General features: G+C 69.0%; 17 protein-coding genes and 7 pseudogenes. 12 read left to right on the top strand and 12 right to left on the bottom strand.

Annotated features, from left to right (window positions below):
- Positions 1 to 515: 515 nt before the first annotated feature.
- Complete coding sequence (locus tag ACIF83_RS35830) at positions 516 to 1,031, bottom strand: hypothetical protein (RefSeq protein ID WP_393480170.1); 516 nt, start codon at positions 1,029 to 1,031, stop codon at positions 516 to 518.
- A gap of 406 nt (positions 1,032 to 1,437) precedes the next feature.
- Here ACIF83_RS35830 and ACIF83_RS35825 point away from each other — a divergent pair, with 406 nt between their 5' ends.
- Positions 1,438 to 4,371, top strand: a complete 2,934-nt coding sequence (locus tag ACIF83_RS35825; protein ID WP_399733301.1) for a BTAD domain-containing putative transcriptional regulator — start codon at positions 1,438 to 1,440, stop codon at positions 4,369 to 4,371.
- A 797-nt stretch (positions 4,372 to 5,168) separates the two neighbouring features.
- On the opposite strand, the gene ACIF83_RS35820 is transcribed toward ACIF83_RS35825, so the two are convergent.
- From ACIF83_RS35820 to ACIF83_RS35810, 3 genes are all read right to left on the bottom strand, one after another.
- Positions 5,169 to 5,879 carry a hypothetical protein gene (locus ACIF83_RS35820; RefSeq protein ID WP_399733298.1) on the bottom strand — a complete coding sequence of 237 codons (711 nt, stop codon included), beginning with the start codon at positions 5,877 to 5,879 and terminating at the stop codon, positions 5,169 to 5,171.
- 149 nt (positions 5,880 to 6,028) lie between these two features.
- Complete coding sequence (locus tag ACIF83_RS35815) at positions 6,029 to 6,673, bottom strand: hypothetical protein (protein WP_393480164.1); 645 nt, start codon at positions 6,671 to 6,673, stop codon at positions 6,029 to 6,031.
- 381 nt (positions 6,674 to 7,054) lie between these two features.
- Positions 7,055 to 7,414 carry a hypothetical protein gene (locus ACIF83_RS35810; RefSeq protein ID WP_399733561.1) on the bottom strand — a complete coding sequence of 120 codons (360 nt, stop codon included), beginning with the start codon at positions 7,412 to 7,414 and terminating at the stop codon, positions 7,055 to 7,057.
- A gap of 211 nt (positions 7,415 to 7,625) precedes the next feature.
- On the opposite strand from ACIF83_RS35810, the pseudogene ACIF83_RS35805 reads away from it, so the two are divergent.
- Positions 7,626 to 8,375 (top strand): annotated as a pseudogene (locus ACIF83_RS35805) (transposase family protein).
- Positions 8,376 to 8,400: 25 nt separating this feature from the next.
- On the opposite strand, the gene ACIF83_RS35800 reads toward ACIF83_RS35805, so the two are convergent.
- Together ACIF83_RS35800 and ACIF83_RS35795 are read right to left on the bottom strand one after the other, a co-directional pair.
- Complete coding sequence (locus ACIF83_RS35800; protein ID WP_399733294.1) at positions 8,401 to 8,730, bottom strand: hypothetical protein; 330 nt, start codon at positions 8,728 to 8,730, stop codon at positions 8,401 to 8,403.
- Between the two features lie 73 nt (positions 8,731 to 8,803).
- Positions 8,804 to 8,995, bottom strand: a pseudogene (locus ACIF83_RS35795) (IS5/IS1182 family transposase); the annotation flags it as partial.
- A 450-nt stretch (positions 8,996 to 9,445) separates the two neighbouring features.
- Here ACIF83_RS35795 and ACIF83_RS35790 point away from each other — a divergent pair.
- Both ACIF83_RS35790 and ACIF83_RS35785 read left to right on the top strand, forming a co-directional pair.
- Positions 9,446 to 9,796, top strand: a complete 351-nt coding sequence (locus ACIF83_RS35790; protein ID WP_393480157.1) for an antibiotic biosynthesis monooxygenase family protein — start codon at positions 9,446 to 9,448, stop codon at positions 9,794 to 9,796.
- A gap of 139 nt (positions 9,797 to 9,935) precedes the next feature.
- Positions 9,936 to 10,322, top strand: coding sequence for a VOC family protein (locus ACIF83_RS35785; RefSeq protein WP_393480155.1), 387 nt, complete (start codon positions 9,936 to 9,938; stop codon positions 10,320 to 10,322).
- Here ACIF83_RS35785 and ACIF83_RS35780 read toward each other — a convergent pair.
- Positions 10,297 to 10,447 (bottom strand): annotated as a pseudogene (locus ACIF83_RS35780) (IS5/IS1182 family transposase); the annotation flags it as partial. The gene ACIF83_RS35785 and the pseudogene ACIF83_RS35780 overlap by 26 nt on opposite strands.
- A 91-nt stretch (positions 10,448 to 10,538) precedes the next feature.
- Here ACIF83_RS35780 and ACIF83_RS35775 point away from each other — a divergent pair.
- Positions 10,539 to 10,958, top strand: a complete 420-nt coding sequence (locus tag ACIF83_RS35775; protein ID WP_399733290.1) for a hypothetical protein — start codon at positions 10,539 to 10,541, stop codon at positions 10,956 to 10,958.
- A 375-nt stretch (positions 10,959 to 11,333) separates the two neighbouring features.
- On the opposite strand, the gene ACIF83_RS35770 is transcribed toward ACIF83_RS35775, so the two are convergent.
- The gene (locus ACIF83_RS35770; RefSeq protein ID WP_399733287.1) at positions 11,334 to 12,239 is read right to left on the bottom strand and encodes an oxidoreductase; all 906 of its coding nucleotides are present in this window, start codon (positions 12,237 to 12,239) and stop codon (positions 11,334 to 11,336) included.
- A 470-nt stretch (positions 12,240 to 12,709) separates the two neighbouring features.
- Between ACIF83_RS35770 and ACIF83_RS35765 the strand changes: the two are divergent.
- Positions 12,710 to 12,853 (top strand): annotated as a pseudogene (locus ACIF83_RS35765) (cold-shock protein); the annotation flags it as partial.
- Positions 12,854 to 13,405: 552 nt separating this feature from the next.
- Complete coding sequence (locus ACIF83_RS35760) at positions 13,406 to 14,170, top strand: NACHT domain-containing protein (protein WP_399733284.1); 765 nt, start codon at positions 13,406 to 13,408, stop codon at positions 14,168 to 14,170.
- Positions 14,171 to 14,464: 294 nt separating this feature from the next.
- Here the strand turns inward: ACIF83_RS35760 and ACIF83_RS35755 are convergent, their stop codons facing one another.
- Positions 14,465 to 14,794, bottom strand: coding sequence for a hypothetical protein (locus ACIF83_RS35755; protein ID WP_393480147.1), 330 nt, complete (start codon positions 14,792 to 14,794; stop codon positions 14,465 to 14,467).
- Positions 14,795 to 14,811: 17 nt separating this feature from the next.
- On the bottom strand, positions 14,812 to 18,810 hold the full coding sequence (locus ACIF83_RS35750; RefSeq protein WP_399733281.1) for a polymorphic toxin-type HINT domain-containing protein: 3,999 nt from the start codon (positions 18,808 to 18,810) through the stop codon (positions 14,812 to 14,814).
- A gap of 307 nt (positions 18,811 to 19,117) precedes the next feature.
- Here ACIF83_RS35750 and ACIF83_RS35745 point away from each other — a divergent pair, with 307 nt between their 5' ends.
- From ACIF83_RS35745 to ACIF83_RS35730, 4 genes and pseudogenes are all read left to right on the top strand, one after another.
- Positions 19,118 to 19,567, top strand: a complete 450-nt coding sequence (locus ACIF83_RS35745; protein WP_399733278.1) for a hypothetical protein — start codon at positions 19,118 to 19,120, stop codon at positions 19,565 to 19,567.
- A 47-nt stretch (positions 19,568 to 19,614) separates the two neighbouring features.
- Complete coding sequence (locus ACIF83_RS35740; RefSeq protein ID WP_399733275.1) at positions 19,615 to 21,189, top strand: trypsin-like serine protease; 1,575 nt, start codon at positions 19,615 to 19,617, stop codon at positions 21,187 to 21,189.
- A gap of 45 nt (positions 21,190 to 21,234) precedes the next feature.
- Positions 21,235 to 21,703 (top strand): annotated as a pseudogene (locus ACIF83_RS35735) (protein-tyrosine phosphatase family protein).
- An 81-nt stretch (positions 21,704 to 21,784) separates the two neighbouring features.
- Positions 21,785 to 22,930, top strand: a complete 1,146-nt coding sequence (locus ACIF83_RS35730) for an MFS transporter (protein WP_399733558.1) — start codon at positions 21,785 to 21,787, stop codon at positions 22,928 to 22,930.
- 15 nt (positions 22,931 to 22,945) lie between these two features.
- Here the strand turns inward: ACIF83_RS35730 and ACIF83_RS35725 are convergent.
- Positions 22,946 to 23,089, bottom strand: a pseudogene (locus tag ACIF83_RS35725) (IS5/IS1182 family transposase); the annotation flags it as partial.
- 232 nt (positions 23,090 to 23,321) lie between these two features.
- On the opposite strand from ACIF83_RS35725, the pseudogene ACIF83_RS35720 reads away from it, so the two are divergent.
- Positions 23,322 to 23,540 (top strand): annotated as a pseudogene (locus ACIF83_RS35720) (IS5/IS1182 family transposase); the annotation flags it as partial.
- A gap of 15 nt (positions 23,541 to 23,555) precedes the next feature.
- Here the strand turns inward: ACIF83_RS35720 and ACIF83_RS35715 are convergent.
- Complete coding sequence (locus tag ACIF83_RS35715; RefSeq protein ID WP_399733272.1) at positions 23,556 to 24,077, bottom strand: hypothetical protein; 522 nt, start codon at positions 24,075 to 24,077, stop codon at positions 23,556 to 23,558.
- Positions 24,078 to 24,266: the final 189 nt, after the last annotated feature.

Genomic DNA, 24,266 nt, shown 5'->3' with positions numbered 1-24,266 from the left:
GAGCTGTTCGAAGACTACGGATTCACCCGTGTCCGCCAGGTTGGCAAGCACGCATGGATCGTGAGTAGACACGTGGATCCAGCCTGAAGCGGCAGGCGCGGTACCTCCACAATGGCCCGATTGAGACCCCCGTTCGATAAGTGCACGTCACGATCGCAACAGCAACAGCCTCTGAACCCAGGCCAGCCCGCCACCCACTGATCAGAAAGACCGCCACCGGACAACAGCTGTCCGCCATCGGCATGCACTGGGCATAGAGGGGCGCCAGCGCGACAGACGGGGCTCGGCAGAGAACTCAAGCGTGGCCCCGTCTGTTCGCCGACTCGGTTGCCGTGGCGATAGAGCACAGTGGTCACGGGGCAGGGTGTAGGGGGCGGGGCGTCAGCCCCTTGTGGAGGTTCTCGCCGATCGCCTCGACAGCGGCGCTGGGACGGCATCTTCAGGCCAGGGCCTGGAACGGGCGGGCGGCCACCAGCCCTGTGCCTCGGAACGGCGGCCGCTCGGCCCTGGTAGGGCTAGTGCCTTCCGATGGTGGTCCTCGGGCTCTGTACGTCGCCGTAGTACCTGCCGTTCAGCCAGAACCCGGTGGAGACCACGTAGGTGCCCGCCGGGGCATCCCAGTATTCGCTGTACCCGGGCGCCCCTCCACCGGTTCCCGCGACGGTGGTGCCCTGTCCGGTGGAGACCCCGGACCCGCAGCCGAAGTCGTGAGCCCAGCCGCCGGTGTTGACGTTGATCGCGTGCGCGCAGTACACCACCCCAGTGCCGGAGTAGTTCTGGAACGGGATCGTGGCGGAGATGGTGTAGCCGTTGTTCTCGACCCAGTAGCAGGAGTCGATCGAGATGTTGTTGGTGATGTACGCGTAGTTGTGCGTGGTCCACGACCGGCACGCGTACGCGCTGTACGCCGGGGAGACGACGTGGGTGCTGGACGACGGGGTGGCGGCATGGGCGCCGGACGCCGTGAGGAGGCTGCCGGCCAGGGAGGCCGCAACGGCTGCCGAGACGGTGAGTGCCTTCTTGAAACTCATAGGTACCTTCCAGTGTCGACGTTTTCGCGTAGTTCGCGAGACCAGTGAGCGTGAGCCTCGTTCCTCATCCGGCGCATTCCTGTGTCGGTGACGAACTTCGGCTCAGATCGACCGTGCTGCCTCGGCTGGGCGTGGCCGCTTGGCCGGTGAGAAGCTGCGGCCCTACTAACCCATCGGTCAGCCATGGGTCTGGGCCACTGCGGTGGAGGTGGCAGTGGCGACTGCCGTCGTCGCGGCCACCACTGCTGCCTTGAGTGAACGTTTCATTACTGTTCCTTTCGTTGCGCGGGACGGCTGAGTGACCCACGGTGACGCTATGGACACGGGTCCGTCGGCCGTCCTAGGTTCGTCCTAGTGCCAGGTCAGCCAGGGAGTCGGCGCTGAGCGTGAAGTGCCAGGGGGGAACATGAGATTTGGCGTGCTGGGGCCGTTATGCGCCCAGATCACCGGGCGCGACGTCCGGCTCGACGGACCGCGGCAGGCCAAGATGCTGGCCGCGCTTCTGGTCGACGCCAACAACGTCGTCGCCATGGAACGGCTCGTCGCCGTGATGTGGGACGGGAAAGCACCCGCCACCGCGGTCCGTCAGGTCCAGGACGCGCTCTCCGGGCTGCGCCGCAACCTTGCCGCGTGCGGAGCACCTGGCTCCTTGATCAGCACGCGGCGCGGCGGTTACGAGATTCACCTGGCCCCGGATCAGCTCGACCTACTGGAGTTCGACCACGAGCGGTACCTCGCCGAACGGCACAAGGCCCCGTTCGAGACAGCTGTCGCGCTGCGGCGCGCGCTGGCCTGCTGGCGCGGGAACGCCCTGGTCGACGTCTCCAGCCGGGTCCTGGAGTTCGATGCGGCACGGCTGAACGAGAAGCGCGCTGCCACGCACAAAATGTGTCTGAGCATCGAACTCGACCTGGGGCGTCATCGTGAGGTCATCGAGGAGCTGACCATCCTGCGACGCGAGCACCCCTACGACGAGCACGTCGCCGAACACTTGATGGTCGCTCTCTACCGCTGCCAGCGACAAGGCGAGGCGCTGCAGGTGTACGAGCGGCTGCGCCAGACACTGGCAGGCGAGCTCGGCGTCGACCCCACCGCGCCGATCCAGGCGCTGCATCGGCGCATCCTGGTCGCCGATCCCGCCCTGGCGGCCTGTGCCCCTGCGAGTGGTCCCTCGGAGACACGACCGGAAAGTCCTGGTGTGGCGGCCACGGAACCGGATATGGCTATGCCGGTGCGCCAACTGCCGCTCGATGTGCCTGACTTCGTGGGCCGCGCCGACGCGCTGGCCGAGGTCGCCCGATTACTCGACGCGTCGGCGCCGAACCGGGCCTCGGTGGCCGTCGTCGTGGGCGGTCCCGGTGTCGGCAAGTCCTGTCTCGTGACGCACGCCGCGCGGCTGGCGAGCGCCGCCTTTCCCGACGGCCAGCTCTACCTCAACCTCGCCGGGACATCGGACGAGCCGCGGGACCCGGCGCTGATGCTGGCCGAGGCGCTGCGTGCACTCTCGATCGCCGGCAGCGCGATCCCGAACGGCCTGTCCGAACGGGCCGCGCTCTACCGGTCGTTGCTGGCGGACCGCCGCATGCTGGTGGTGCTGGACGATGCCGGTCAGGCCGATCAAGTGCTGCCGTTGCTACCGGGGGCCGACGGCTGTGCCGTGTTGATCACCAGCCGTACTCTGCTGACGCAACTTCCCGGCGCACGGCACATCGACCTGGACGTGCTGAGCCCGGCAGAGGCGCGGGAGTTGTTCACCGGCATCGTCGGGCGGCGGCGGGTCGAGCGGGAACCGGCGGAAGCCGACGCGATCCTCGACTGCTGCGGCAACCTGCCGCTGGCAATCCGGATCGCCAGCGCCAAGCTCACCGGCCGCCCGGCCTGGACCCTGCGGGTCCTGCGGGAACGGATCGAGGACGAGTCCCGGCGGCTGGCCGAGCTGAGGATCGGGGATCTCAGCGTGCGAGCCAGCATCGAGCTGAGCCTGCGGCTGCTGCCGGCCGACGCGGTGCGCGCGCTGAGCCTGCTGGGCCTGCTCGGCCCCTACACCCTGCCCGGCTGGGTGTTCGGCCCGCTGTTGGACCGCCCAGACACCGAGGAGGTGCTGGATACCCTCGTTGACGCCAGTCTGGTGCGGCTCACCGCCACCGACGCCATCGGCCAGCCGCGCTACCGCCTGCACGACCTGATCAGGACCTGTGCCGTGGAGATCGCCGCCCAGCTGCCGGCGGCGGACAAGAGGGACGCGATGGTCCGGGTGCTGTCCGCCTGGCTCGATCTGGCCGGGCGCGGCACCGATCGGCTGCCGGCCGGGCTGCTGGTCGGCGAGCCCGGTTCGGCGCCACGCCTGTCGCTGCCCGACGCGGTCGTGGACCGGCTGATGGCCGACCCGGTCGGCTGGTTCGACGCGGAACGCGACACCCTGCTCGGCGCGGTGAAACTGGCCGTGGACTGGGGACTTCACGAGTTGGCCTGGGAGCTGACGGCCAGCACGGTGACCTACTACGACCACCGGTGCCTGTATCAGGACTGGGAGCACGGACACCGGCTCGCGTTGGAGGCAGCCGAGGCCGCTGGCAACCGGCGCGGCGCATCGGTGCTGCTGCGCGGACTTGGCCAGCTGCACATCTACCGGGACGAGTTCGACGGGGCAACCCGTGCTCTGCAGTCCTCCGTCGAGCTGTGCCAGGACAGCCAGGACAAGCGCGGAGAGGCGTTGTCGGTGGCGATGCTGGGCACGGTCAGCCGGGTGCAGGGCCGTTACGACGAAGCCGCCGATCGTGTCGAGCAGGCCCTGGCCATCGCAGTCGGTGAGGGCGACCGGCACCTCGAAGCGCAGCTGTCCTGTTCGATGGCCGTGATGCGGCTCATGCACGGCGAACTCGACGAGGCGGAGTTTTGGTTCGGCGAGGCCTTGCGCCAGGCCAGGGCGCTCGACGACGGGCATCGAGTGGCAGTCGTGCTGCGGCGGTTCAGCCGCCTGCACGATCAACGCGGTGATCCGGACGAGGCGCTGCGCTGCCTGCGGCAGGCGTTGGCCACCTTCGAGGAACTGGCCGACGAGCGGTGCGCCGCGTACACGCTGCTGGAAGTCGGCCGTGTCTACGCCGGTCAGCAGGACCGGGACCAGGCGAGCCCGGCGTTGGAACGCGCGGCGGACCTGTTCCACCGGCACGGCGACCGCCAGGACGAGGCCGCGTGCTGGCAACTGATCGGCGACCTGGACGCCGCCGCCGGCGTCCACGACCTGGCGCGCCAGCACCGCGGGCGGGCGCAGCGGTTATGGCAGACGATCGGTGACATGCACCAGACGAAAGCTACAGCGCCACCATCATCGCCGTGACCCGGCTGGGTTCACGGTGCCGTCCCGCGTGCGCTGCCCGAGAGCTTCGAAGGCACCGTCGGGCCAGCATGCACTCCGCCATCAGCTTCGGACTCCGCCAACACTTCGACAGCCCCCTCGAAATCAAGGTCGCTCTTGGGCCCTTGCGACGGGTGACGACGACTTCGTTAACGTCGAGTCGGCCGTGAGTTCAGCGTGACTGAGGAGCTTTCACCGGGAACCCATGGCGTCTTCGGCGGGCAGGCTCGAAGGTACGGTGGGTTCGTCGCCTCTCAATCGGCAGGATACCTATTCGCTCTCGGCGGTCTGCTCGTCTGATGCCGATCTCCAAAACCGGATCCTCACACAGCCATGACCTGGGCCAGGAAAATCATCTCGCCCACCCCCGCGCTGCCGGGTACGTTCACCTTGTGTGCTACTACGCCGAGAAGCCCTACAAGCTGCATTACGCGTGCGTGCTCTGCCGCGTAGCGTTCAAGCGGCATCCCGGTTCCGGTGAGCACCGATGCCCTCGATGCTCAGAGCCAATGGTTTGTGCCGGCCACGACTTCGCGGCGCCACGGCGTCGGGACACCAAGGCGTGGACCGTCGTGGCCGCGGTTCTCAACGCCGGACTGCGTTACGAGGGCCGAGAACCGTGCGGCTGCGGCAAGGAACCCAAGTTCCGTCCCCGCACCCGAGCTCAGCTGCGCGCCCGCCGAGTCGAAGCAGCACGAACGGGCACTCCCCTCGCCGACATGCTGGGACGCGCAGAGCTACAGGCATCCGACTGATCCGAGAAGGGGGCAGAGCCGAGATCAAAGAGTGCCAGCAGACTGGTCGTCGAGCAGCTTCTGGGCGATAGCCGCGTAGCGGCTTGCGGTGGTGTGGGACAGGTTGAAGACCAGGGCGAGATGGAGCGGGTCGGCGCCGACGGTCAGTGCTTCGTGCAGTACCCGGTCGCCGCGGATGCGTTCGAGGTGGACGCCTCGGTGCAGCAGGTGCCGCTTGAGGTATTCGGGGCTCACTAGTCCGGTTCCCAGGGCGGTCTTCGCATTGATCAGAACGTGCCGGTTAGGGGTCTTCGGCCAGGCGGTGCGGCGCTGTGAGAGCCAGGCCAACACGGTCTGGTGGGGCAGTTCGCCGAGTCGTTGGGTGTGCCTGGCGATGGTGATCCGGCGGTTGGGAAGGTCGAGGTCGTCCAGGGTGAGGTGACGGATGGCCGTGGCGCGGGCGGCGTGGACGGCGGCCAGGGCGACGATCAGCCGTTGCGCCGGAGTGGCGGCGATCCGTTGGACGGCGAGCACTTCGGCGTCGGTCATCGGCAGCAGGCTGCGTGGAATGTCTTCCGCCTTGAGACGGGTGGTGGGGCTGGCGAAGATCAGGCCGCGCTTCTTGGCGAAGCGGAACAGTGAGCGCAGTGCCGCGATGGCGTTGCGACGCTGCCATCCACGCAGGGGTGACAGCGCGGCCGTGACGTCGGCGGCGGTGTGGCCAGAGCCAACCCACGCCTCCACGACTTCATCCAAGCTGAAGGAATCCCGACAGGAATGAGGGTTGCGCACCGTCAGCGAGGTTGGGTCAGAACAGCCTGCGGTCACCCGAACGAGGTAACAGGCCCAGGTCCAGGCACTCTCAGTCGTGCCAGGGAACTGCGGACGAACGCGGAACTCAGGGACTATTGCTCACCTGGGACCGCTGAGGCGCGGACCGGTTCGATCCAGTCCACTTCCAGCCGGACCGTGTCCGCGCCGGCCAGGGCTCGCCACCGGGTCACGGTGTCCGCGCCGTCGGCCGTAGAGGCGCTGTGCAGGACCCGCATGAGGTCCTCGATGTCCGGGCGGGCGGCCAGGTCCAGCACCAGCAGGGGCGGCCGGTCGGTGAGCGCAGCGGCACGGCGGACGGGGACGGCCTCGCTGAAGAACCGGCGCACCTGGTCGCGGACGAACGTCTCGTCGTCGGCCTGCTCTTGCTGCTCCTCGGTGAGGGCGAAGGCCAGCTCGCCCATAGACGTGCGGTCGTCCAGCGGGCCGGTGGCCAGGCGGCGCAGGCATGCGCGCAGTACGTCGTGGGCCGCAGGGCTGCCCGGCCGGTCGTCACAAGCGGACAGCAGGGCGTGGCCCACGATGAGCAGGAGTGTGAGTGCCGGCATGGGGGCGTCGGGGGCCAGGAGCAGTACCGGGTTCTGGTCCGCGCGGCGGCCGCGCAGGAACCGCAGCAGGGGGAGCATGGCCGGGGCCAGGTCGGTGAAGGTCTCCTCTTCCAGGAGCGCGGTGAACAGCAGGTCGTGGCTGTGCCCGTGGCGGTCGGTCAGGAGGTCCACGGCTTCCAGCGCGCGGCGGCCTCGGCGTAGATTATCGCCTCCAGCCTGGCAGCCCAGCGGCGTCGCAGGCCGGGACCCGGCCGCCGGTGTAGGTGGTGAGGACGTCCTCGCAGGACCTCGCTGACGGGCAGCGGGATCTCCCAGTACAGCATGGAGCCCCTCTTCTTGGCCGGTTGCTGTCGTACTGCGCGCCGTTTCCTGCCGGCCTTGCCCACAATGGACACGCCCGCCGAGTAGGGCTCGTGACGCCCGTGCGCCGGTCCTGCACGCCACCCTGCCAGGCGCCGCGCCCCTGCCCCGTCTCAGCGGAGTTTGACCAGTCTCAACAAAGCTTGTTCGGTCCCGACGGGACCGGTTCGAGGATCAACGAAGTCATTGGAGTCACTCTTTCAGGTCCGCGGGGCCGGTGGCCCCGGCCCGCGCAGCGGCCGCAGCCTCCAGCAGGGACCAGCCGTCGATCTCCACCACCCACCGCCCCTCCGGATGCCACCCGCGGCTCGACGCCGCATCGAGCAGGGCTCGGACGGCGCCGGGTTCGTGCAGGTTCAGGGAGGCACCCCGGACGTACCCCACGTCTCCAGAACCCAGAGGAGCCCCGCCCGGGACGTACCGGCCCGGGCCCTTGGTGAACACGATGCGCAGTGGGCCGCCAGCGCCGGCTGGCTGTGGGTACAGCGTGAGGGTCTCGCAGCATGACCGGCCGCTGTCCGCCACGCTGTGGCTGTGACGGAGCGTCCACATATAGACGCGCCCGTCGACAATCAGCCGACGGGGCTTCTTCGGATGGCGGGGCACTGAGCCGAGCGTACACGGCCTAATCCACAGCCCCTAGCAGTGAGCCTTTTCAGCATGGCCACCGATCGGGTGACGCCAGCGGGATGCGCAACGCACGAGGCTCCCGTGCCGTTGGCGGAGGTGATCGAAGTCTCAACCCACAGGCACCTGAGCCGCGTTGGTTCCGTATTCTGCCGCACTCGACCTGCCCCACGCCCTGGTCGAGTGGGTCACCATGCTCATCGTCACCCGTGACGGTGACCGACGGTGCAAACTTCCGCCGCACCAGCGTGCGCTCATCGGCCTGACGTACCTGCGCAAGCACCACACGCTCGCGCAGATCGCCGTCGGCTTCGGAATCATCGGTGGGCACCGTCACGCCTAAACGACCGCGGTGATCAGCCTGCTCGCTGACCGTGCACTGGGCCTGCTCAAGGTTCTGCGTGACACCGGTCCCGACTATGTCCTGCTCGACGGCACTCTCGCGGAGTGCGACCGCCCGGGTGACGGTCGGGCCGACTACTCCGCCAAGCACCGCCGGCACGGTGTGAACGTGCAGCTGGTCACCGATCCGGACGGCCAGCTGCTCTGGATCTCGCCCGCACTGCCCGGCCGCGCACACGACCTGACTGCAGCCCGCGCCCACCGGATCATCCGGATCTGCGAACGCCAAGGCGTCCCAATCCTCGCTGACCGCGCCTACATGGGAGCCGGACCATGGGTGACGACACCCTTCGGACGCCCGCCAGGCCGTGACCTCACACCCACCGAGCAAACCGTCAACCGCGCGCTGTCCGCAGCACGGGCACCGGTCGAACGCGGGGTCGCACGACTGAAGTCGTGGCGGATCTTCCGCAGGGCGCGATGCAGCCCGAATCGAATGTCGTCAATCTCTACGGCCGTCCTCACCCTGAAGCGGCAACGCTGAAAAGGCTCAGTGAATAGGCCGTGTTTCAGAAGTTGGTGACCTGGCTGGTTGGCCGTCCGGGGAAGGTGCGGGCGGCCATCCAGATGGTGAGGTCGTGGGCGATGTCGTTGATGCTGGTCGCCGAGGTGACCTCGTGCTCATTGCGGGTGCTGTCGCGCCGGACGATTTCGTAGCCGCCCTCGTCCAGGACGGCCACCGAGGCGAACCAGACCGGGTCGTCCTCGTCGGGCTGGATGACGACGAAGGTGTTGTCGGAGTCGTTGAGATCGCTGATCAGCATGAACAGCGCGTCCTCGGACGGGTCGTCGACCCGGTCACCGCTCTCGCTGTCGGCGCCGTAGTAACGAGCCCCCATCGGCGGCCTCTCCCCTCGCCCTGCTCAACCTGGTCGCGGTCAGCATGGCATGGGTGGGGGCATCTTCAGCAGGTCACAGCCATTCAGCGATCGCGGCGACCAGGACGGTGGCCTCGAAGCGGACCGCGAGCCTGTCGAACCGGGTGGCCACCGCCCGGTTGCGCTTGAGACGGTTGCTCCCGCACTCCGCTGCGTGACTGGCTTTGTAGTCCTCGCGGTCGAAGGCCGGAGGCCGACCGCCGGCTTTCCCTTGTCGCTTGCGGTGGCCGGACCACACACAGCCCAACGATCAAGCCCGACCGCCGTCACCGCTATCCATGCAGGAGGTCGTTAGGGGGCGCGTATCTGGTCGTGAGCAATGAGCATCGCAGCTTCCGGGGCTGGTGCCCGTCTGGGATACGGGCCCGGCGATCTGCGGCTGTGCTCCTGCAGATTGACGGAGTCTCACCTCGTCCGTGATGGCCGCGGGCCCGCGCCCCTCAGGGTCCGGTGTCATCCCCAGGTCTGACACTGCTTCGCGCGGTCCGACCGAAGTCGCCCATCGGAACGGGAACTGCGGCTGACTTCACGGCCTGCTCGCGCCGAGACGATGGAACGGTCCCCAGAAGGCAGTAACACCTACGGACAAGCGAGCGTCGTGAGCGTCGCCGGATCCACTACGGCGGTGTCCGCCTCGGTGCCGTGGGACAACCGACAGCGAGAGGAAGTACCGAAGGTGGCCAAGCTGCAGAGCCTGGACCCGAATACGCCGATGTTCGCGCAGTTCAAGGAGAAGACCGGGCCCATCGTCCTGACCAACACCTTCTTCGTTCCGAAGGAGAGGACTGAAGCGTTCCTGACCCTCTTTCGGAGGCAGGCGGAGTTCATGAAGGCTCAGCCGGGATTCGTCTCCCTGCAGATGCACAAGGGAACGGCGGACAGCCAACTCCTGATGAACGTCGCGGTCTGGGAGTCGACCGAGGCGCTCGCCACGGCGTTCGGCAGCCCGGATTTCCAGCGCATGGCGGCCGAGTTCCCCGACGACATCGTGTCGTACCCGCACATCTTCGAGCAGATCGACGTATGACACGGCAGCTGTAGCCGGGTGAGGGCAGCCGGAGAAGCCCCGCCCTCACCCGGGAAGTCACCCATCCATGCACCATGCCGGGTCGCCAAGGCCGCCGAGCACCCACCACGCGTAGCCCCGTCCCCGAAGAGGAGTCACTATGACCGTGGAACTGAATCACACCATCGTCCCCGCCCGTGACCCGCAAGCCTCGGCGCAGTTCCTGGCCGAAATCCTCGGCCTGAGAGTCGATCCGCCGGTGGCGCACTTCACGCCGGTCACGCTGGCCAACCAGGTCAGCCTGGACTACGACCAGCTGGACGACTTCGAGCCACACCACTACGCGTTCATGGTCAGCGAGCAGGAGTTCGACGCCGCCCTCGCCCGCATCCAGCACGGCGGAATCACCCACTACGGCGATCCCGCATGCCAAGAAATTGGGCAGATCTATCACAGTAAGCGCACGCTAGGCCGTAAGGGCACCTACTTCCACGACCCCGACGGACATCTCATGGAAATCCTCACTCCGGGCGGCGCCGGGTCGTGAGACCGATGGCGGCCCAGCGGATCATGGCTTCGCTGGTGGGGGGATCGCGTTCGTAGTCGCGGGCGAGGCGGCGATGCGCGGTCAGCCGCGTCAGCCGTCCGTTCCACGACCCATCTGCAGGGCAGTCATGCAGGCCTCAGACACAGCTTCTGAAGGCAGGCCGGAGCTGTTCCTGCATCGTGTTCTACTCCTCTCTGGCGTGGGTAGCGTGTGGGGATGACCGGCAGGCGAAGGCAGCGTCGAGACGGTTCGTCCAAGCGCGTTCAGCTGACGAGCGGAGACCACGGCGGGCCGAAGGACAAGAAGTCCAAAGGCCGGCGGGCGAAGACCATCCGTCCCGGCGGTCAGGCCGCGCGTGCCGCGGGTCTGCGCGAGGTAGAACGCTTCAGGGAGTCCATCCGTGCTGCCGAACAGCGTCGAGCAGCACGCCGGGAGCCAACATCTACAGCACCGCTCCCGGCCGACACCGACCAGCAGATGGCCGGGCAAGGGCATCCCGTCGACGCACACGGCGCGCTGCGTTTTCACCTCACGCAGTGCCTCCAAGCAGCCCAGGACCACAACTGGAGCCTGCTCAGGGACAGCACCAGTCAACTCTCCCAAGCCGCTGAGCGTTTGGAGGCCGAAGCCAGCTGACACCCGGATGGCCGTGCCTCCGCCGGTCAGCCGGGGCCGAATTTGGCACGGATCCGGTCCATGGCTCCTTCGGCCGAGCCGGGACTCGCGAGCCTCATCGAGGCTGATCTGCTAGGCGACCTGGTGGCATCGAAGAGGCCCTCGCCCTTGAGGGAGATGCCGGTCAGCCGGGCGCACTGTAAGCCGGCGCGTCCATCAGCCGGTAGGCGAGGATCCGTAGCTCTTCGTCGTGAGCCGATGCTTCCGTCGCTTCGTCGAGCGATTCCAGGTCTCCGTGTTGATGGCGATTCCTGAAAACGGCCAGGGACGCTCCTCGCCCCACTCGGTCCGATTCCCAACCGACTGGGGAGTTCACCGAGCATCGCGAGCAGAGGCTCAGACGGTGCCCTCGTCAGGCTTGTCGAGGAGGGCCAATTCCTCTTCGGTCAGGCGCAGGCGTCCGGCGGCGATGTTCTCTGCCAGGTGCGCCGGGTTCGTGGTGCCGGGAATGGCCAGCACGTGCGGACCGCGGTGGAGGGTCCAGGCGAGCCGTACCTGGGCCGGCGTCGCATTGTGGGCGTCGGCGACGGAGTTGACGCGCGCGTCGTGCTCCTGGGCTGCGGCTGCCTCGCGCCGCAGTCCAGAGACCACGAAGAACGGAACGAAGGCGATGCCCTGCTCCCCGCACAGGTGCACCAGCCCGCTCTCGTCCGCAGGGCGCCAGTCCAGGCCGTAGGAGTTCTGCACACAGACCACGGGCGCGATCGTTTGGGCCTCGGCCACGTGCTCAGGCAGGACAGCGGAGAGCCCGAGGTGCCGGATCAAGCCGGCCTCGCGCAGCTCGGCGAGGGCGCCGAAGTGCTCGGCGATCGAGGCCGTGCCTGGGCCGTTGGCGCGCAGGTTCACCACGTCCAGGTGGTCTCGGCCAAGCTGGCGCAGGTTCTCCTCGACCTGGCCGCGCAGCTGGTCGGGGCGGGCCATGGGGAGCCACTCGCCGGAGGGATCGCGCACGGGGCCGACCTTGGTCACCACGACCACGTCGCTGTACCAGGATGAGAGGGCTCGGTTGATGAGCTCGTTCGCGGACCGTAGTGGCGAGAAGTAGAAGGCGGCCGTGTCGATGTGGTTGACACCCTGCTCGAACGCGCTGTGCAGTAGGCCGACGGCCATATCGCGGTCGATTGGCGTGCCGTCGGAGTTCCCCATCATGCCGTTGCCCGTCAGCCGCATCGCGCCGTAGCCGATGCGATTTATCTCCAGGTCCCCGAGCTTCCAGGTCCCTGCTGCCGCCGCTGCGCTCACCGTGCTCCTACCCGTTGGTTCGTCAGATCCTGGAGTATGGGGCCGTCACGGTGTGTTGCGACAGGTCAACGGCCTGGGCGAAACGTCACATCCCTGTTGGGAACTAACCAGTGCTGCAAAGCCGTTGGACCTGACGAGAGAGCGTCGATCAGGACGAAGTTTCAGACCTTGTGCTCCTGTCTTGCTGAGGCGGCAGACGGGGGTGGCTGTGTCAGCGCGGCCGTGCGAGGCGATCACCATTCCGCCGGTGGGATGCGGCTCAGACGAGCGAGACGGAACGCGCCCTGCCCGCGATCAGACAGTGGGGAACGAGGCCAGCAGGTCCGTCCCATGCCTGAGTACAGGCTGGGGATTTTCAAATAGCCCCATCAGTGTGGAACAGCTGCAATGCGGGCCGAGCTCCTGCAGCAGATGGAAACTTGGAGAGCCGAAGCCCTGCACGGCTGCGGTCGGTACCGCGACTCGGTGCCGTGGGACATCAAGAAGGATCTACAGCAAGGGCAACTGGCCGCGTGAAGTGGTTCAACGCCGAAAAAGGCTTCGGCTTCATCCAGCAGGACGGCGGCGGACCGGACGTGTTCGTTCACTTCTCTTCCATCACTGGCACCGGCTTCTGACCAGCAGCCTCCCCCGTCCCGCCAGCCAAAGTTGGCGGGACACTCTCGTGCACGGCTACTACTCCACGGCCGGGTCCTCCTGCGAATGCCGCACAGCCCGCTTGGCCTCCTGCTCCACCTCGTACCGCGACAGGTCCACGTCCTCCCGGCCCGCGTAATCCGTCACCGCAGCCTGGAACGCCTCGGCGGCCGCACGCCACCGGCGACGCTCCGCCTCAAAGTCCTCGCCGTCCAGGGCTACCGACGTAATTCGTTGACCTGCGGAAACGTGACCCTTGTTGTGTGGATGTCCCGTGCTGGGGTGTGAAGGTTCCCGGGTGAACTTCCATCCGTTGGCGTCGTCGGCCTGGGTGCTCCGTGCAGGTCCCCAGATTGGGAACTGGCTGGAGGCGAAGAATTCGAGGGTGTGGTCTACGCAGCATGCGCTCTGCGCGGATCTTCTTGCTATCCAGTTTCACCCACTAGTGTGACGCCGCTCCGAACGGATGCCCGTCGCGGCTGGCGTAGTCAACTGTTGCTTGGATGAGCGGTGTTGTCCCTGGAGCACGCGTGCGGCGTGCCGGGATCGTGTACCTGATCCTGCTGGCCGTGGGCACCGCAGGAGCGCTCCTGGTCGCCCCGCACCTGGAGGACCCGGCGTCCGTGCTCGCGGCGCTCCTGCCGACCTGGGCCGGTGCCTATCTGGCCTGGAGCGCCTACCGGGCCGATCGGGTCGAGGCGGCTGTGGCACTGAGCCCCGCCGAGGCGGCCGACAGCCTGGCCGACGCCGTACGACGACAGTGGGAGGCCGAGGCGGCGATACGGCGCCTGGCCGACCCGTATCCGCTGCCCGTCGCCTGGCAGGGCACCGACCGCGCCCTGGCCGAGGCCTCGGACCCGCAGCGGCTCGCCGGCCGGGACGATGAGATCGCCGACGTCTTCACACGGCGCGTCACGGCCCGGCGGCTGCTTGTCCTGGGCGAGCCAGGGTCGGGCAAGACCCTCCTACTGGTGCGGCTCGTGCTGGCGCTGATCGAAAGACGACAGGCCGACGAGCCGGTGCCGGTGCTGTTCTCGCTGGCCTCCTGGGACCCCACCGCGCTGGATCTGCGGACTTGGATGGAGCGTCGGCTCGTGCAGGACCACCCAGAGCTTGGTACTCCCGCGTCCAATGTCTATGGGGGACGGGTCACCCTGGCCGGCCTGCTGCTGGAGCGGCGACTGGTCCTGCCGGTGCTCGACGGGTTCGACGAGCTCCCGGCTGCGATGGGGGCGCTGGCCCTGCACCGCATCAACGAGGCCCAGCCGCTTCGAGCGGCATACGCCTGCACATAGCGAAGGCCCCGGCCTCAGCGTTTCCGCTGAGGCCGGGGCCTTTGGGCACCTGATCCAAGGCGCCCCCGGCAGGATCGAACCTGCGCTGGACCCGGTGCACGAACGACCACGGCCCCGGCCATCCCGTACGCGGTGAGGCCGGGGCCGCTGCCGTCCTCGCCAAGCGTGGTTTGGCGAGGGCGGCCGTAACAGATTCGTCGGAGCGACAGGTTGCGCCTGGCGTAGCTGCAAGGCCCTCGGCGCTCCGTCCCCCTTCACCGAGTGCCAGCCGCTGCGGACACTGGGACGACTCTGCTAGGTAGGCGAATGCCCCACCTCAAGGAACTGCCGATAAAGCAGGTCGAGCAGCGCCGCGTATGCGTGTTGCGAGCGGGCGACTGGCCGGTCGGAATACGATGCCGTTTCATCGAGCCGATCGATCCGCTGCATCAACTCCTGGAGCGTTGCGAGGACGTCGACCGGCGCAGGCTTGAAAATCCCGCGCTCCACGAATCGGATTACTGTCGTCACGTACTCGTCAACTTCCGCGAGATCGCTGTGCGCCAGAATTAGTTCCTCGTTTGACCCGCTCCGGGGGAACGGCAGGTTGCGCCAGAGAGTGTAGGCGTCCATGAAATCGAGCATGATATCTTCCCTGGCTCCTAGTGAGCTTCGTCGTACCAGAATGAGACGACTCGTCCGTCCGGCCCGATGATCCCGCCCACGCCCCCGTGGGGATCAGAATACTTCACGCCCCACTTGCCGTCGTCGAATGGCATCCTCTTTGCATTGTAGCCCTTCTTGCCTCCCGGCTCAGCCAGTCGCTTTGCCCAGTCGCTCGAATCCTTCAGGTACTTCTCCGGGGTGATGTTCAGCGGTTCGCCGTGCTTTTCCCAGTGGTATTGGAAGCTCTTGCCGGGGTTCTCGAAAGTGCCTGCGTGCCAGGCGTCTTCGACGCCTTTCAGGCATACCTCCGAATTGTGCACCAATACCGGTGTCCGGCCGGCCATCACGTAGTACGTGTGGAGCTCGGCGACGCTGAGGTTGTATGTCCGGGCGGACTTCTCGAAGGAGCGGTTGTTCTGGACGGTGACGGCACTGCCGTCAACGGTGCGGAGGGTTGCCCCTGTCCGCAGGTTCCGGGCTTCCACCCAGCTCCGGGAGGAGGGTGACCAGAAGGGGTGTTCGTCGGTGGCTGTGAGGTGTTCCGAGCCATTGGGGGTGTGCAGGGTCAGTTCGTCGAATCGCTTGTCGTGTTCGGTGACGATCCGGTTGGTGACCCTTCGCGGCCCGGTGAGTCCGGTCAGGGGCTCGGTGGCGAGAACAGAGTCGCCGACCCTGACGGATTCGATCTTCTTGGTCGAGCCGTCGGCCATGAGGACGTTGGTGCCGGCGAGGAAGCACTCGAAGCACTTCTCAGCGGCCTTCGCGGCGCGGGAGGCCTTGGCGAGGTCCTCGACTCCGTCGGCGGCCTTCTTGAGCAGTTTCAGCTTGCCGATGGGAAGTACGCCGGCCACGGCAAGGGTGCACTTGCCGAGTGTGGGGTTCTTGGCGCAGTCCAGGAGGTCGGTGACGCCGAGGACCTCCATGCCTCCTTCGATCAGGAGCTTGGCCAGGTCGGGGGAAGGCGTGGGCAGTTCCAGGGGCTGGCCGGCCAGCGCGCAGGGCGGGAGGTTGTCCCGCGTCATGTAGGCGACGCAGTGCTTCTTGTTCTTGGCCTGCTTCTCCTGCTCGCGCTGCTGCTTGCGCTGTTCCTCGGCCTGCTTGCGGGCCGCGGCCTCTTCAGCCCTGCGCTTGGACGCCACATCGGACCAGGCCTTCGAAGCCTCGGACTTGGCGTCAGCGGCACTCTTGCCCGCCTCGAAGGCGGACGCCCGAGCGGCGTCGGCTGAATTATCGGCGGCGTGAGCCGAGTCCCGCGCGTAGTTCGCGGACCATTCCGCCTGGGATGCCGATTCGTCGGCGTCGGCTGCGTCCTGGTCGGCTCGGTCGGAGGCGTTGCGGGCGGTCTTGGCGGAGTTGGCTGCCTGGTTGGCGCTGTCCTGTGCCTGGTCGGCGGACTTCTTGGCCTCGTTGGCGTACTCGCCCGCCTGGTCGGCGTTCTTCTTGGCCTCGGCGGCGGCCTTGTTGGCCTCGTCCTTGGCGTTCTTGGCGGTCGCGGCGGCCTTGGCGGCCAGCCAGCTGTCCTTGCGTGCGGAGGCGGCGACGCCGTCGGCCTCGTTGAGCAGCCGTTGCATCTGCGCGGCGTGGGTCTGGGCGAGCTTGTCCTTGCGGTCGGCCATGTACTGGCCGACCTGGATGAACTCGTGGAGCTGGTCGGCGGGGCCGGACAGGGCGATCTTCGCGGCCGCCTGGACCTCCGGGCCGCCGTCGTTGACCAGTTTGGAGGCCTGTACGCGCTCGTCCTGGTTGCGGGCCTGGTACTGGCCGCCGTTGAGGAACTCTCGCATTGCCTTCGGGCCGCCGTCGGCGAGAGCCGCCTTGGAGGCGTCCTTCACGGCCGGGCCGCCGGCGTTGTTGATCTGGGAGACGAGCACCCGGTAGTCGGCGGTGGCCACCGTGTACTGGCCGGTGGTGTAGAAGTCGAGGATCTGCTCGTCGCTGCCGCTCAGCGCCTGCGTCGCGCCGGTGCGCACTCTCTCGTAGGGGCTGGTCTGGGCGAGGTCGCTGACTTGCTGGCGGATCTCGTCGGTCTGGGCCTGCTTGGCGCCGGTGCGCAGGTAGTCCAGGACGGCGTCGTCGTCACCGGCGAGGGCTCGGGCGGCGGACTCCTGGCGCCAGGCGCCGTACTGCTTCATGGCCCGCAGCGCCACGGCGCGGCCCTTGGCGGCCACGACCTTGGTGTCGGCTCCTGGCTGGTTGGCCTCGGCCGCGAGCGAAGCGGTGTCCTCGCCGATCTTCTTGTCCTCCAGGGCGACCTGGGCCAGCTGGGAGGTGAAGGCGTCGGCGGCATCCTTGTGCGACTGGGCGGTTTCCATGGCCGCGTTGGTGCGGGTGGCGAGGTCCTCGGCCTCGGTCTTGCGGGCGAGGGTGAACACCTTGTGCGCGGTGGCGGCGGCCTTGGTCGCGGTGTCGGCGGCCTCCTTGGCCCGGCCGGCCTGCTTGGCCGCCTCGGCGGCCGCCTTGGAGGACTCGCCCGCGTGCTTGGCGGCCTCCTCGGCCGCGTCCGCCGCGTTGTCGGCGTGCGTGGCCGCCGAGTTCGCCGCGTCGCGGGCGTCGTAGGCGGCCTGGGCGGATTCCTCGGCCAGTGACTGCGCTGCGTTCGCCGCCCGGTTCGCCTCGCGGGCGTGGCGGCGCGTCTCGGCGGCGGCGGCCTGCGCCTCGCCGGAGTGGACACCGGCGGCGTCCGCGGCCCGGTTGGCGTCGTCGGCGGCGTCGGCGGCCGCGTTGGCGTCGCTGGTCGCGCTCAGTGACGCCTTGACGGCCGCACCGGCGGCCAGAGAGGCCCGACCGGCCTGCTCCGCGGCCGCCGCCGACGACTTCGCCAGCGCGCCGGCGGCGCGCGCCTGCTTGGCGGAGTCCCGCGCGGAGTCGGCGTTGTTCTTGTCGTTGGCCGCGTCGGCGGCCGCCTTGTAGGCCGCTGAGGCCGCATTGGCGGCGGCGGTCGCCGCGGCCGCGGTCTGTGCGGCGGCCAGCGCCGCGATACGTGCCGAACGGTCTGCGGCGTTCGCCGCGCTGATCGCCGTCTGCGCGGCCTCGGCGGCCGCCCTGGCCGCCTCGGCCGCCTGCCGGGCCTTGGCCGCGGCCCTGAGCGAGTCGTTCTTCGCGGCCGCGGTCTCCTTCGCGGCCGTCTGGGCAGCCGCCTTGGCCAGTGCCGAGGCGGCGACCGCCTTGGCCGACGCCTCTTGCGCCGTCTTGGTCGCGTCGTCGGCCTGCGCGCCGGCCTGCTTGGCCTGCTCGGTCAACTGCGCGATCGTGGCGTGCTCCTGGTCACGGCTGCGGGCGGTGAACTGCCCGACCTCCAGGAACTCCACGATGTCCTCGGGCGTTCCTTGCAGGGCGACCTTGCCGGCCGCCTTCATCGCCGGACCGCCCGAACTGATCAGCTGCGAGACCTGGACCCGGTTGTCCGCCTCGCGTGCCGTGTACTGGCCGTCCGTCAGGAACTTGGACACGTCCTCCGGCGAGCCCTTGAGCGCCGTCTTGCCCGCGTCCTGCACCCCGGGGCCGCCGAGGTTGATGACCCTGGACGCCTCCACGCGCTGGTCCTGCTCCAAGGGAGCCTTCCAGCCGCCGCGCAGGAACGCGGTCACGTCGTCGGGGTTCTGCGACGCGAGCGCGGTCTTGGCCGCCTCCCGCACGGCCGGGCCGCCCGCGTTGAGGACCCGGCTGACATCCACCCGGTCGTCGACCGCCTGAAGAGCCGGCTGGTCACGGATGAACGCGCGGATGTCGTCGTCACCGCCGAGCAGCGCCCGCTCGGCGGCTTCCTTGACACCGCTGCCGCCGTCACGCCAGTACTCGACCACCAGCCCGCGGTCCACGGGGAATTCCGAGTCGCCGTCCACCGCCCCGGCCGGCGAGGCTCCGAGGAGTCCCGCCGCCAGCGCGAGCGCCAGCAGTCCGGTGGTCGTCCCGCGCAGGGCGGTGCGGGTCCGGGTCCGTATGCACTGGGCGGCCCGGCCGTGCGGCGCCCGTGCGGGGCGCCAACGCTTTCTCATACGAAGTCCTTCTGTGCCTGATGGCCTCCACGACCTCCCGGCGCGGCCACACCGGCGCGCTCACGCGTCCGTGTCGTCGTCGAAGGGCGGACCTTGCGCCTGCAATTCGCTGGTTGGGCGAAGCGGGCAGGGCAGAAGCCGCAACTAGGTTGAATCGTGAAGGAATTGGGGGGGTACTTCACGATCACCTTACATATGCTTCACTGTTGCTACCCATTGGGGATGATCAAGCACTCACTCACCGAAAGGACCCGCGTTGACCTCTCGCGCCGGAAGGACCCTTGTTGTTGGAGCTGTGATGGCTGCCATGAGTTCCGTGGGCTTTGTCACACTGGCGTCGGCGGTGGGCGATTCGCCCGCCGATCCGGGGCCCGGTGACGCCCAGATGCCGTCCGCGGTCGAGACGTTCGACTACCCCGGAGCGGCGAAGATCCAGGCGGAGCGCAAGATCACCCTGAAGCGCGGCGACGGCCACATCATGCTCACGGACTGCGCCTCGGCCTTCGACATCAAGGTCGAGTCCCGCACCGCGGACATGTACTACTGCTTCAAGGTCAGCGGCAAGCAGGGGTACCTGACCATGGAACTCCCCGACGCCTACGGCATCTGGACCCAGGACCACCCGGTCCGGGCCACCCTCACCACTGACGGCAAGCAGACCGTCGTCAACGCCGCCAAGAACGACTACACGCCGGTCGGCGAAGCGGGCGACACCAGCAAGCGCTCCGTCCTCGTCGAGCTGCGCGTCACCGGCTGACCGTCTCCGACGGACCAGAACAACCCCTCACATCTGCAAGGAACCCCATGTCTTCCCTTCGTCCGCGTACCGTGCGGACCGGTGGCCTGGCCGCCGCTGTGACGCTTGCCGCCCTGACCCTGTCGGCAACCTCCGCGACCGCCGTCTCCGGCCCGACGGCCCCCGACGCGACCGCCGCCGCCACCGCCCGCCTCGACATCGGCGGCGGCCAACGCGGCTGCTCGGCCGTCCTGGTCGCCCCGCAGTGGCTGCTGACCGCCGCGAGCTGCTTCACCGACGCCCCCGGCCACCCCCTGACTCCCGGCGCGCCGAAACTGAAGACCACCGCCACCCTAGGCGGCACCACCCAGCAGGTGACCGACCTCCAGCCGCGCACCGACCGCGACGTGGTGATGGCCCAACTCGCCAAGCCCGTCACCGGCATCACCCCCATACCCGTCACCGGCACCGCGCCCGCCGTCGGGCACGAGATCCAGGCCGTCGGATACGGCCGCACCCACGACGCATGGGTACCCGACCAGGCGCACACCGCCGCCTTCACCGTCCAGGGCACCGACGCCACCACCCTGAGCCTGACGGCGAAGACGGACGACGCGGCGATCTGCAAGGGCGACACCGGCGGCCCCGCACTGGCCACCGCCGGCGGCCGCACCGGCGTCGTCGGGATCAACAGCCTGTCCTGGCAGGGCGGCTGCCTGGGCACCGACCCGTCCGAGACCCGCACCGCAGCGGTCGCCGCCCGCGTCGACGACCTGGCGGGCTGGGTCCAACAGATCGCCTACGGCCCCGCCTTCGCCGGCGCCCCCTGGAAGCACGCCGTGCGGATGACGGCCGGCTACTACACCGGCGGCTCCGCGGGCGGCGGACGCCACATGGACCTGATCGTCGTCTGGGACGACGGCGAGGTCACCCTCTACCAGGGCGGCGACGCCGACGACCCCGCCCACCCCTTCGCCGCCGAGCACCAGTTGGCGCCCCGCGGGAGCATCTGGGCCAAGGCCGTGGACGTCACCGGAGTCAACACCGCGGGCGGCGGCGACGGGCTCGTCGTGCGGTGGATCGACGGCGAGATGACCCTGTACACCTCCGTCGACGCCAAGGGCTTCCACGGCGAGAAGCAGCTCGCCCCGGCCAAGACCCCCCTGTGGAGGGACGACGCCGGCCTCCTGGTCGCCGGCCGCTTCACCCCGGGCGGCCACCGCGACGACCTGCTGGTGGACTGGAAGGACGGCCACGTCTCCCTCTTCGCCGACCTCGCCGCGAACGGCCTGAAGAAGCAGACCCAGCTCGTCGCCAAGAACAACACCTGGAGCTACGCCCGCCAGCTCACCACCGGCTCCTTCACCGGCAAGGACACCGACGACCTGCTGGTGCGCTGGAGCGACGGGGAGACGACCGTCTATCCCGGCCTGACCATCGGCAAGGCCCTGCCCGGCGAGATCAAGATCCGGCCCGCCAAGTCCAACTGGGCCGACGCCACCGTCGTCACCGCCGGCGCCTTCACCCACAACACCAAGCCCGACGACCTCGTCACGCGATGGGCCGACGGCCACGTCTCCCTCTTCCCCGGCGTCGACGCCAAGGGCCTTCACGACGAGATCCGGCTCGCCCCCGCGAACTGACCGGCTCCGCCGCGACCGCCCCGCGCGGTCGGTAGGGTCACGCGTATGAAGGGGCAGCCGGAGCCGCCGTGGGACGAACGCGACCGCGGTGTGCTGCGGCTGTCCTCCGGACGGCTCGTGCGCGGGCGGGGCCTGAGCCGGCCGCTCGGGCCCGGGGCGCCGGTCCCTTCCTACGGCGTCTACCTCCTCGGCAGGCAGCCCCCCGCCGTGCCCTGGGAGTCGCGGTGGCTGCGCTGGCCCGACTTCCGGCTGCCGGCGGGACCGGGACGAGGCCCGCTCCGTGCTCGCGCAGGCGTGGGAGCGGGCCGCCTCCGAGCGGGTCGAGGTCGCCTGTGAGGGCGGCCGGGGACGCACGGGGACGGCCCTCGCCTGCCTCGCGGTGCTGGACGGCGTACCGGCGGACGAGGCGGTCGCGTACGTGCGCGCGCACTACGACCCGCGTGCCGTGGAGACGCCCTGGCAGAAGCGGTACGTGCGCGACTTCGCCCCGCCGCCGCGGCCGGTGCGTGGGTAATTCCCCTGCGCCGCACGCCTTCGGGCGCCTACCCTGTCTGTCATGACCTGGCGACATTGATCCTCCACGCCCGCGGGCGGCATCCGGCGGCTGACATGGACGCTGTACTCGTACGCGTTCCTCGGCGACTTCGTGCTGCTCTACCCCGTGTACGCGCTGCTGTTCAGCGACACCGGGCTGTCGTCCTGGCAGATCTCCTCGCTCTTCGCCCTCTGGTCGGTCACCGGCGTCCTGCTGGAGGTCCCCTCCGGTGCCTGGGCCGACACCGTCTCCCGGCGGCTGTTGCTGTGGCTCGGCCCGCTGCTCACCGCCGCCGGCTTGGCCCTGTGGGTGCTCCTCCCGTCGTACGGCGCCTTCGCGCTCGGGTTCCTGCTGTGGGGAGCTGGCGGAGCACTCGGGTCCGGTGCGCTGGAGGCGCTCGCGCACGACGAGCTGGGACGGCTCGGCGCGGAGGGCCGGTACGCCCGGGTGATGGGCCGGGTCCGCGCGGCCGGTCTGGTGGGTGTGGTGGCGGCGATGGGGCTCGCCGGCCCCGTTCTCGCCCTGGGCGGCTACCCGGCCGTCGGTGCGGCCAGCGTGCTCGCCTGTCTGCTGGCGGCGGCGACGGCGACCCGGCTGCCGGAGCACCGGACTCCCGCCGCCCCCGGCGAGGAGGGCTGGGTGGCGACGCTGCGGGCAGGACTGGCCGATGCCCGCGCCGACCGGCCCGTGCGCGATGCCCTGCTGCTGGTCCCGGCCGTGGGCGCCGTGTGGGGCGCGCTCGACGAGTACACCCCGCTGCTGGTGCGGGGCACCGGCGTACCGGACGGAACCGTGCCCTACCTGCTCCTGCTGATCTGGGCGGGTGCCACGGCCGGCGGCCTGCTGTCCGGAGCCTGCGCCCGCCTGGGCCGTACCGGACTCGCCGTACTGCTGGCGGGCGCCGCGCTCGCCCTGGCTGCGGGCGCCCTGCTGCGGACACCGGCCGGCCTCCCTCTGGTGGCCCTCGCCTTCGGCGGCTTCCAGCTGGCGACCGTGCTGGCCGACGCCCGACTCCAGGACCGCATCGACGCCGAACGCCGGGCCACCCTCACCTCGGTCGCGAGCCTAGGCACGGATCTGACGACGATCGCGGTGTACGGCGCGTACGCCGCCGTGAGCTCGGCCACCTCGCACGCCGCTGCCTTCGCCTGGGCCGCCCTGCCGTACCTGGTGACGGCCGTGTTCTCGAGGGGACGGCGGGGCTAGGCAGTTTCGTTTGGATCACGGGGCGGACCAGAGGAAGATGCCGACGATGTGGAGTCCGGCCAGGTAGATGGTGGCGGTCTTCTCGTAGCGGGTGGCGATGCCTCGCCATTGCTTCAGGCGGTTGATGCACCGCTCGACGGTGTTAAGGGAAGACCACAGGCATCGGCATCTTGGCCATCCTTGCCGCGGCGGAGCCCTCCTCGTGACCGGTCGCGTGCGGGGACGCCCGCCGCCGATCCGAACCACTCGAATGCGTATCGCTCCGCCCTTGCACGCCAGCAAGGTAGCGAGGCCGGGTTGTAGCCCGGGGCCGGAGGCGGCGGCACCGGGCTGGCTGTTGCCGTCAGCGCCATGACCGGTTTGCCTACAGACCGGGCCACCGCATGAGGACCTCCCCGAGCCGGAGACGGCGGTGGACGATACGCAGGGGCGCCGGCGAGTTCGCCGGTGGCTACCGGCTTCAGTGCCGGCCGGTCCGGGAAACGAAGTCGAGCGGGTGATCAACGAGCTGAAGATCAATCGGGCAGTGGCCATGCGCTTCGACAAACGAGCGTATGTCTTTCACGGCACCGTGACCGCCGCAGCTATTCGCCTGTGGTTCCGCCCCTGACCCGCCAGATACCTCCTAGCGCGGCCCCCACCAGGCCGGGGAAATACTCAACGCCCACACGTCGCCAGCTTGGTGAACCTCCGGGTCGTCGACATCGTAGTCGCCTGCCCCATGCGGGTCGGGATCGGCGATGACGAAGATGCGCGCACCGGACTCGGGCACGCGATAGCGGTGGATGTCCCCTGAAAGGTCATCGGGCTCGACCGCGCATCCCAAGGACACGATCAAGGACCGCAACTCTTCGAACCGGGCACGGGGCGCGAACGCCCCGTACTCCCGTTCCAGGGGCGGCGGTACACAGAGGCCGTGGACCAACCGGTGGACCTGCACACTGACCCCGAAGCAGGACAAGGGCCCGTCGGCATCCGAGAAGGAGAGCTCCACCAGCCCGTAGTCCCGGCGCAGCAGCCCCTTGCCGGGATCGTCGAGGTAGTCCGGCCCCGCCGAGGCTTCCCATGCGGCGAGGCCGGATCCGATTCCGGCCCCGAGGACGTCGCAGCGCGTGGCGACGTGAGCGTAGAAGTCCAGATCGGACACCCGTTGATCTCCTCGACGAGCTTGGTCACACGTACTGACCAACCCTAACGAGAGCGGCATTGACCGCGCGGCGAGCGTGCGCCACACGCCCATGGTGGAGGCGAGCCAGCCGTATCGACAGGCCCGGACCGCGAAGCGGAGGAGTGCACACCGAGACGGCCCCCGCCTCGACACAAGATCGGGCCCATC

This window comes from Streptomyces sp. NPDC085866, from assembly GCF_044541035.1.
Lineage (GTDB): Bacteria > Actinomycetota > Actinomycetes > Streptomycetales > Streptomycetaceae > Streptomyces.
The sequence above is the reverse complement of the archived record's forward strand: the minus strand, read 5'-3'. Positions and strand labels throughout refer to the sequence as shown.

Excerpts from the sequence above, each read along its gene's own strand:
- ACIF83_RS35830 (WP_393480170.1), bottom strand. The coding sequence starts at position 1,031 with ATGAGTTTCAAGAAGGCACTCACCGTCTCGGCAGCCGTTGCGGCCTCC.
- ACIF83_RS35825 (WP_399733301.1), top strand. The coding sequence starts at position 1,438 with ATGAGATTTGGCGTGCTGGGGCCGTTATGCGCCCAGATCACCGGGCGC.
- ACIF83_RS35810 (WP_399733561.1), bottom strand. The coding sequence starts at position 7,414 with ATGTGGACGCTCCGTCACAGCCACAGCGTGGCGGACAGCGGCCGGTCA.
- ACIF83_RS35800 (WP_399733294.1), bottom strand. The coding sequence starts at position 8,730 with ATGGGGGCTCGTTACTACGGCGCCGACAGCGAGAGCGGTGACCGGGTC.
- ACIF83_RS35785 (WP_393480155.1), top strand. The coding sequence starts at position 9,936 with ATGACCGTGGAACTGAATCACACCATCGTCCCCGCCCGTGACCCGCAA.
- ACIF83_RS35775 (WP_399733290.1), top strand. The coding sequence starts at position 10,539 with ATGACCGGCAGGCGAAGGCAGCGTCGAGACGGTTCGTCCAAGCGCGTT.
- ACIF83_RS35755 (WP_393480147.1), bottom strand. The coding sequence starts at position 14,794 with ATGCTCGATTTCATGGACGCCTACACTCTCTGGCGCAACCTGCCGTTC.
- ACIF83_RS35750 (WP_399733281.1), bottom strand. The coding sequence starts at position 18,810 with ATGAGAAAGCGTTGGCGCCCCGCACGGGCGCCGCACGGCCGGGCCGCC.
- ACIF83_RS35745 (WP_399733278.1), top strand. The coding sequence starts at position 19,118 with ATGAGTTCCGTGGGCTTTGTCACACTGGCGTCGGCGGTGGGCGATTCG.
- ACIF83_RS35740 (WP_399733275.1), top strand. The coding sequence starts at position 19,615 with ATGTCTTCCCTTCGTCCGCGTACCGTGCGGACCGGTGGCCTGGCCGCC.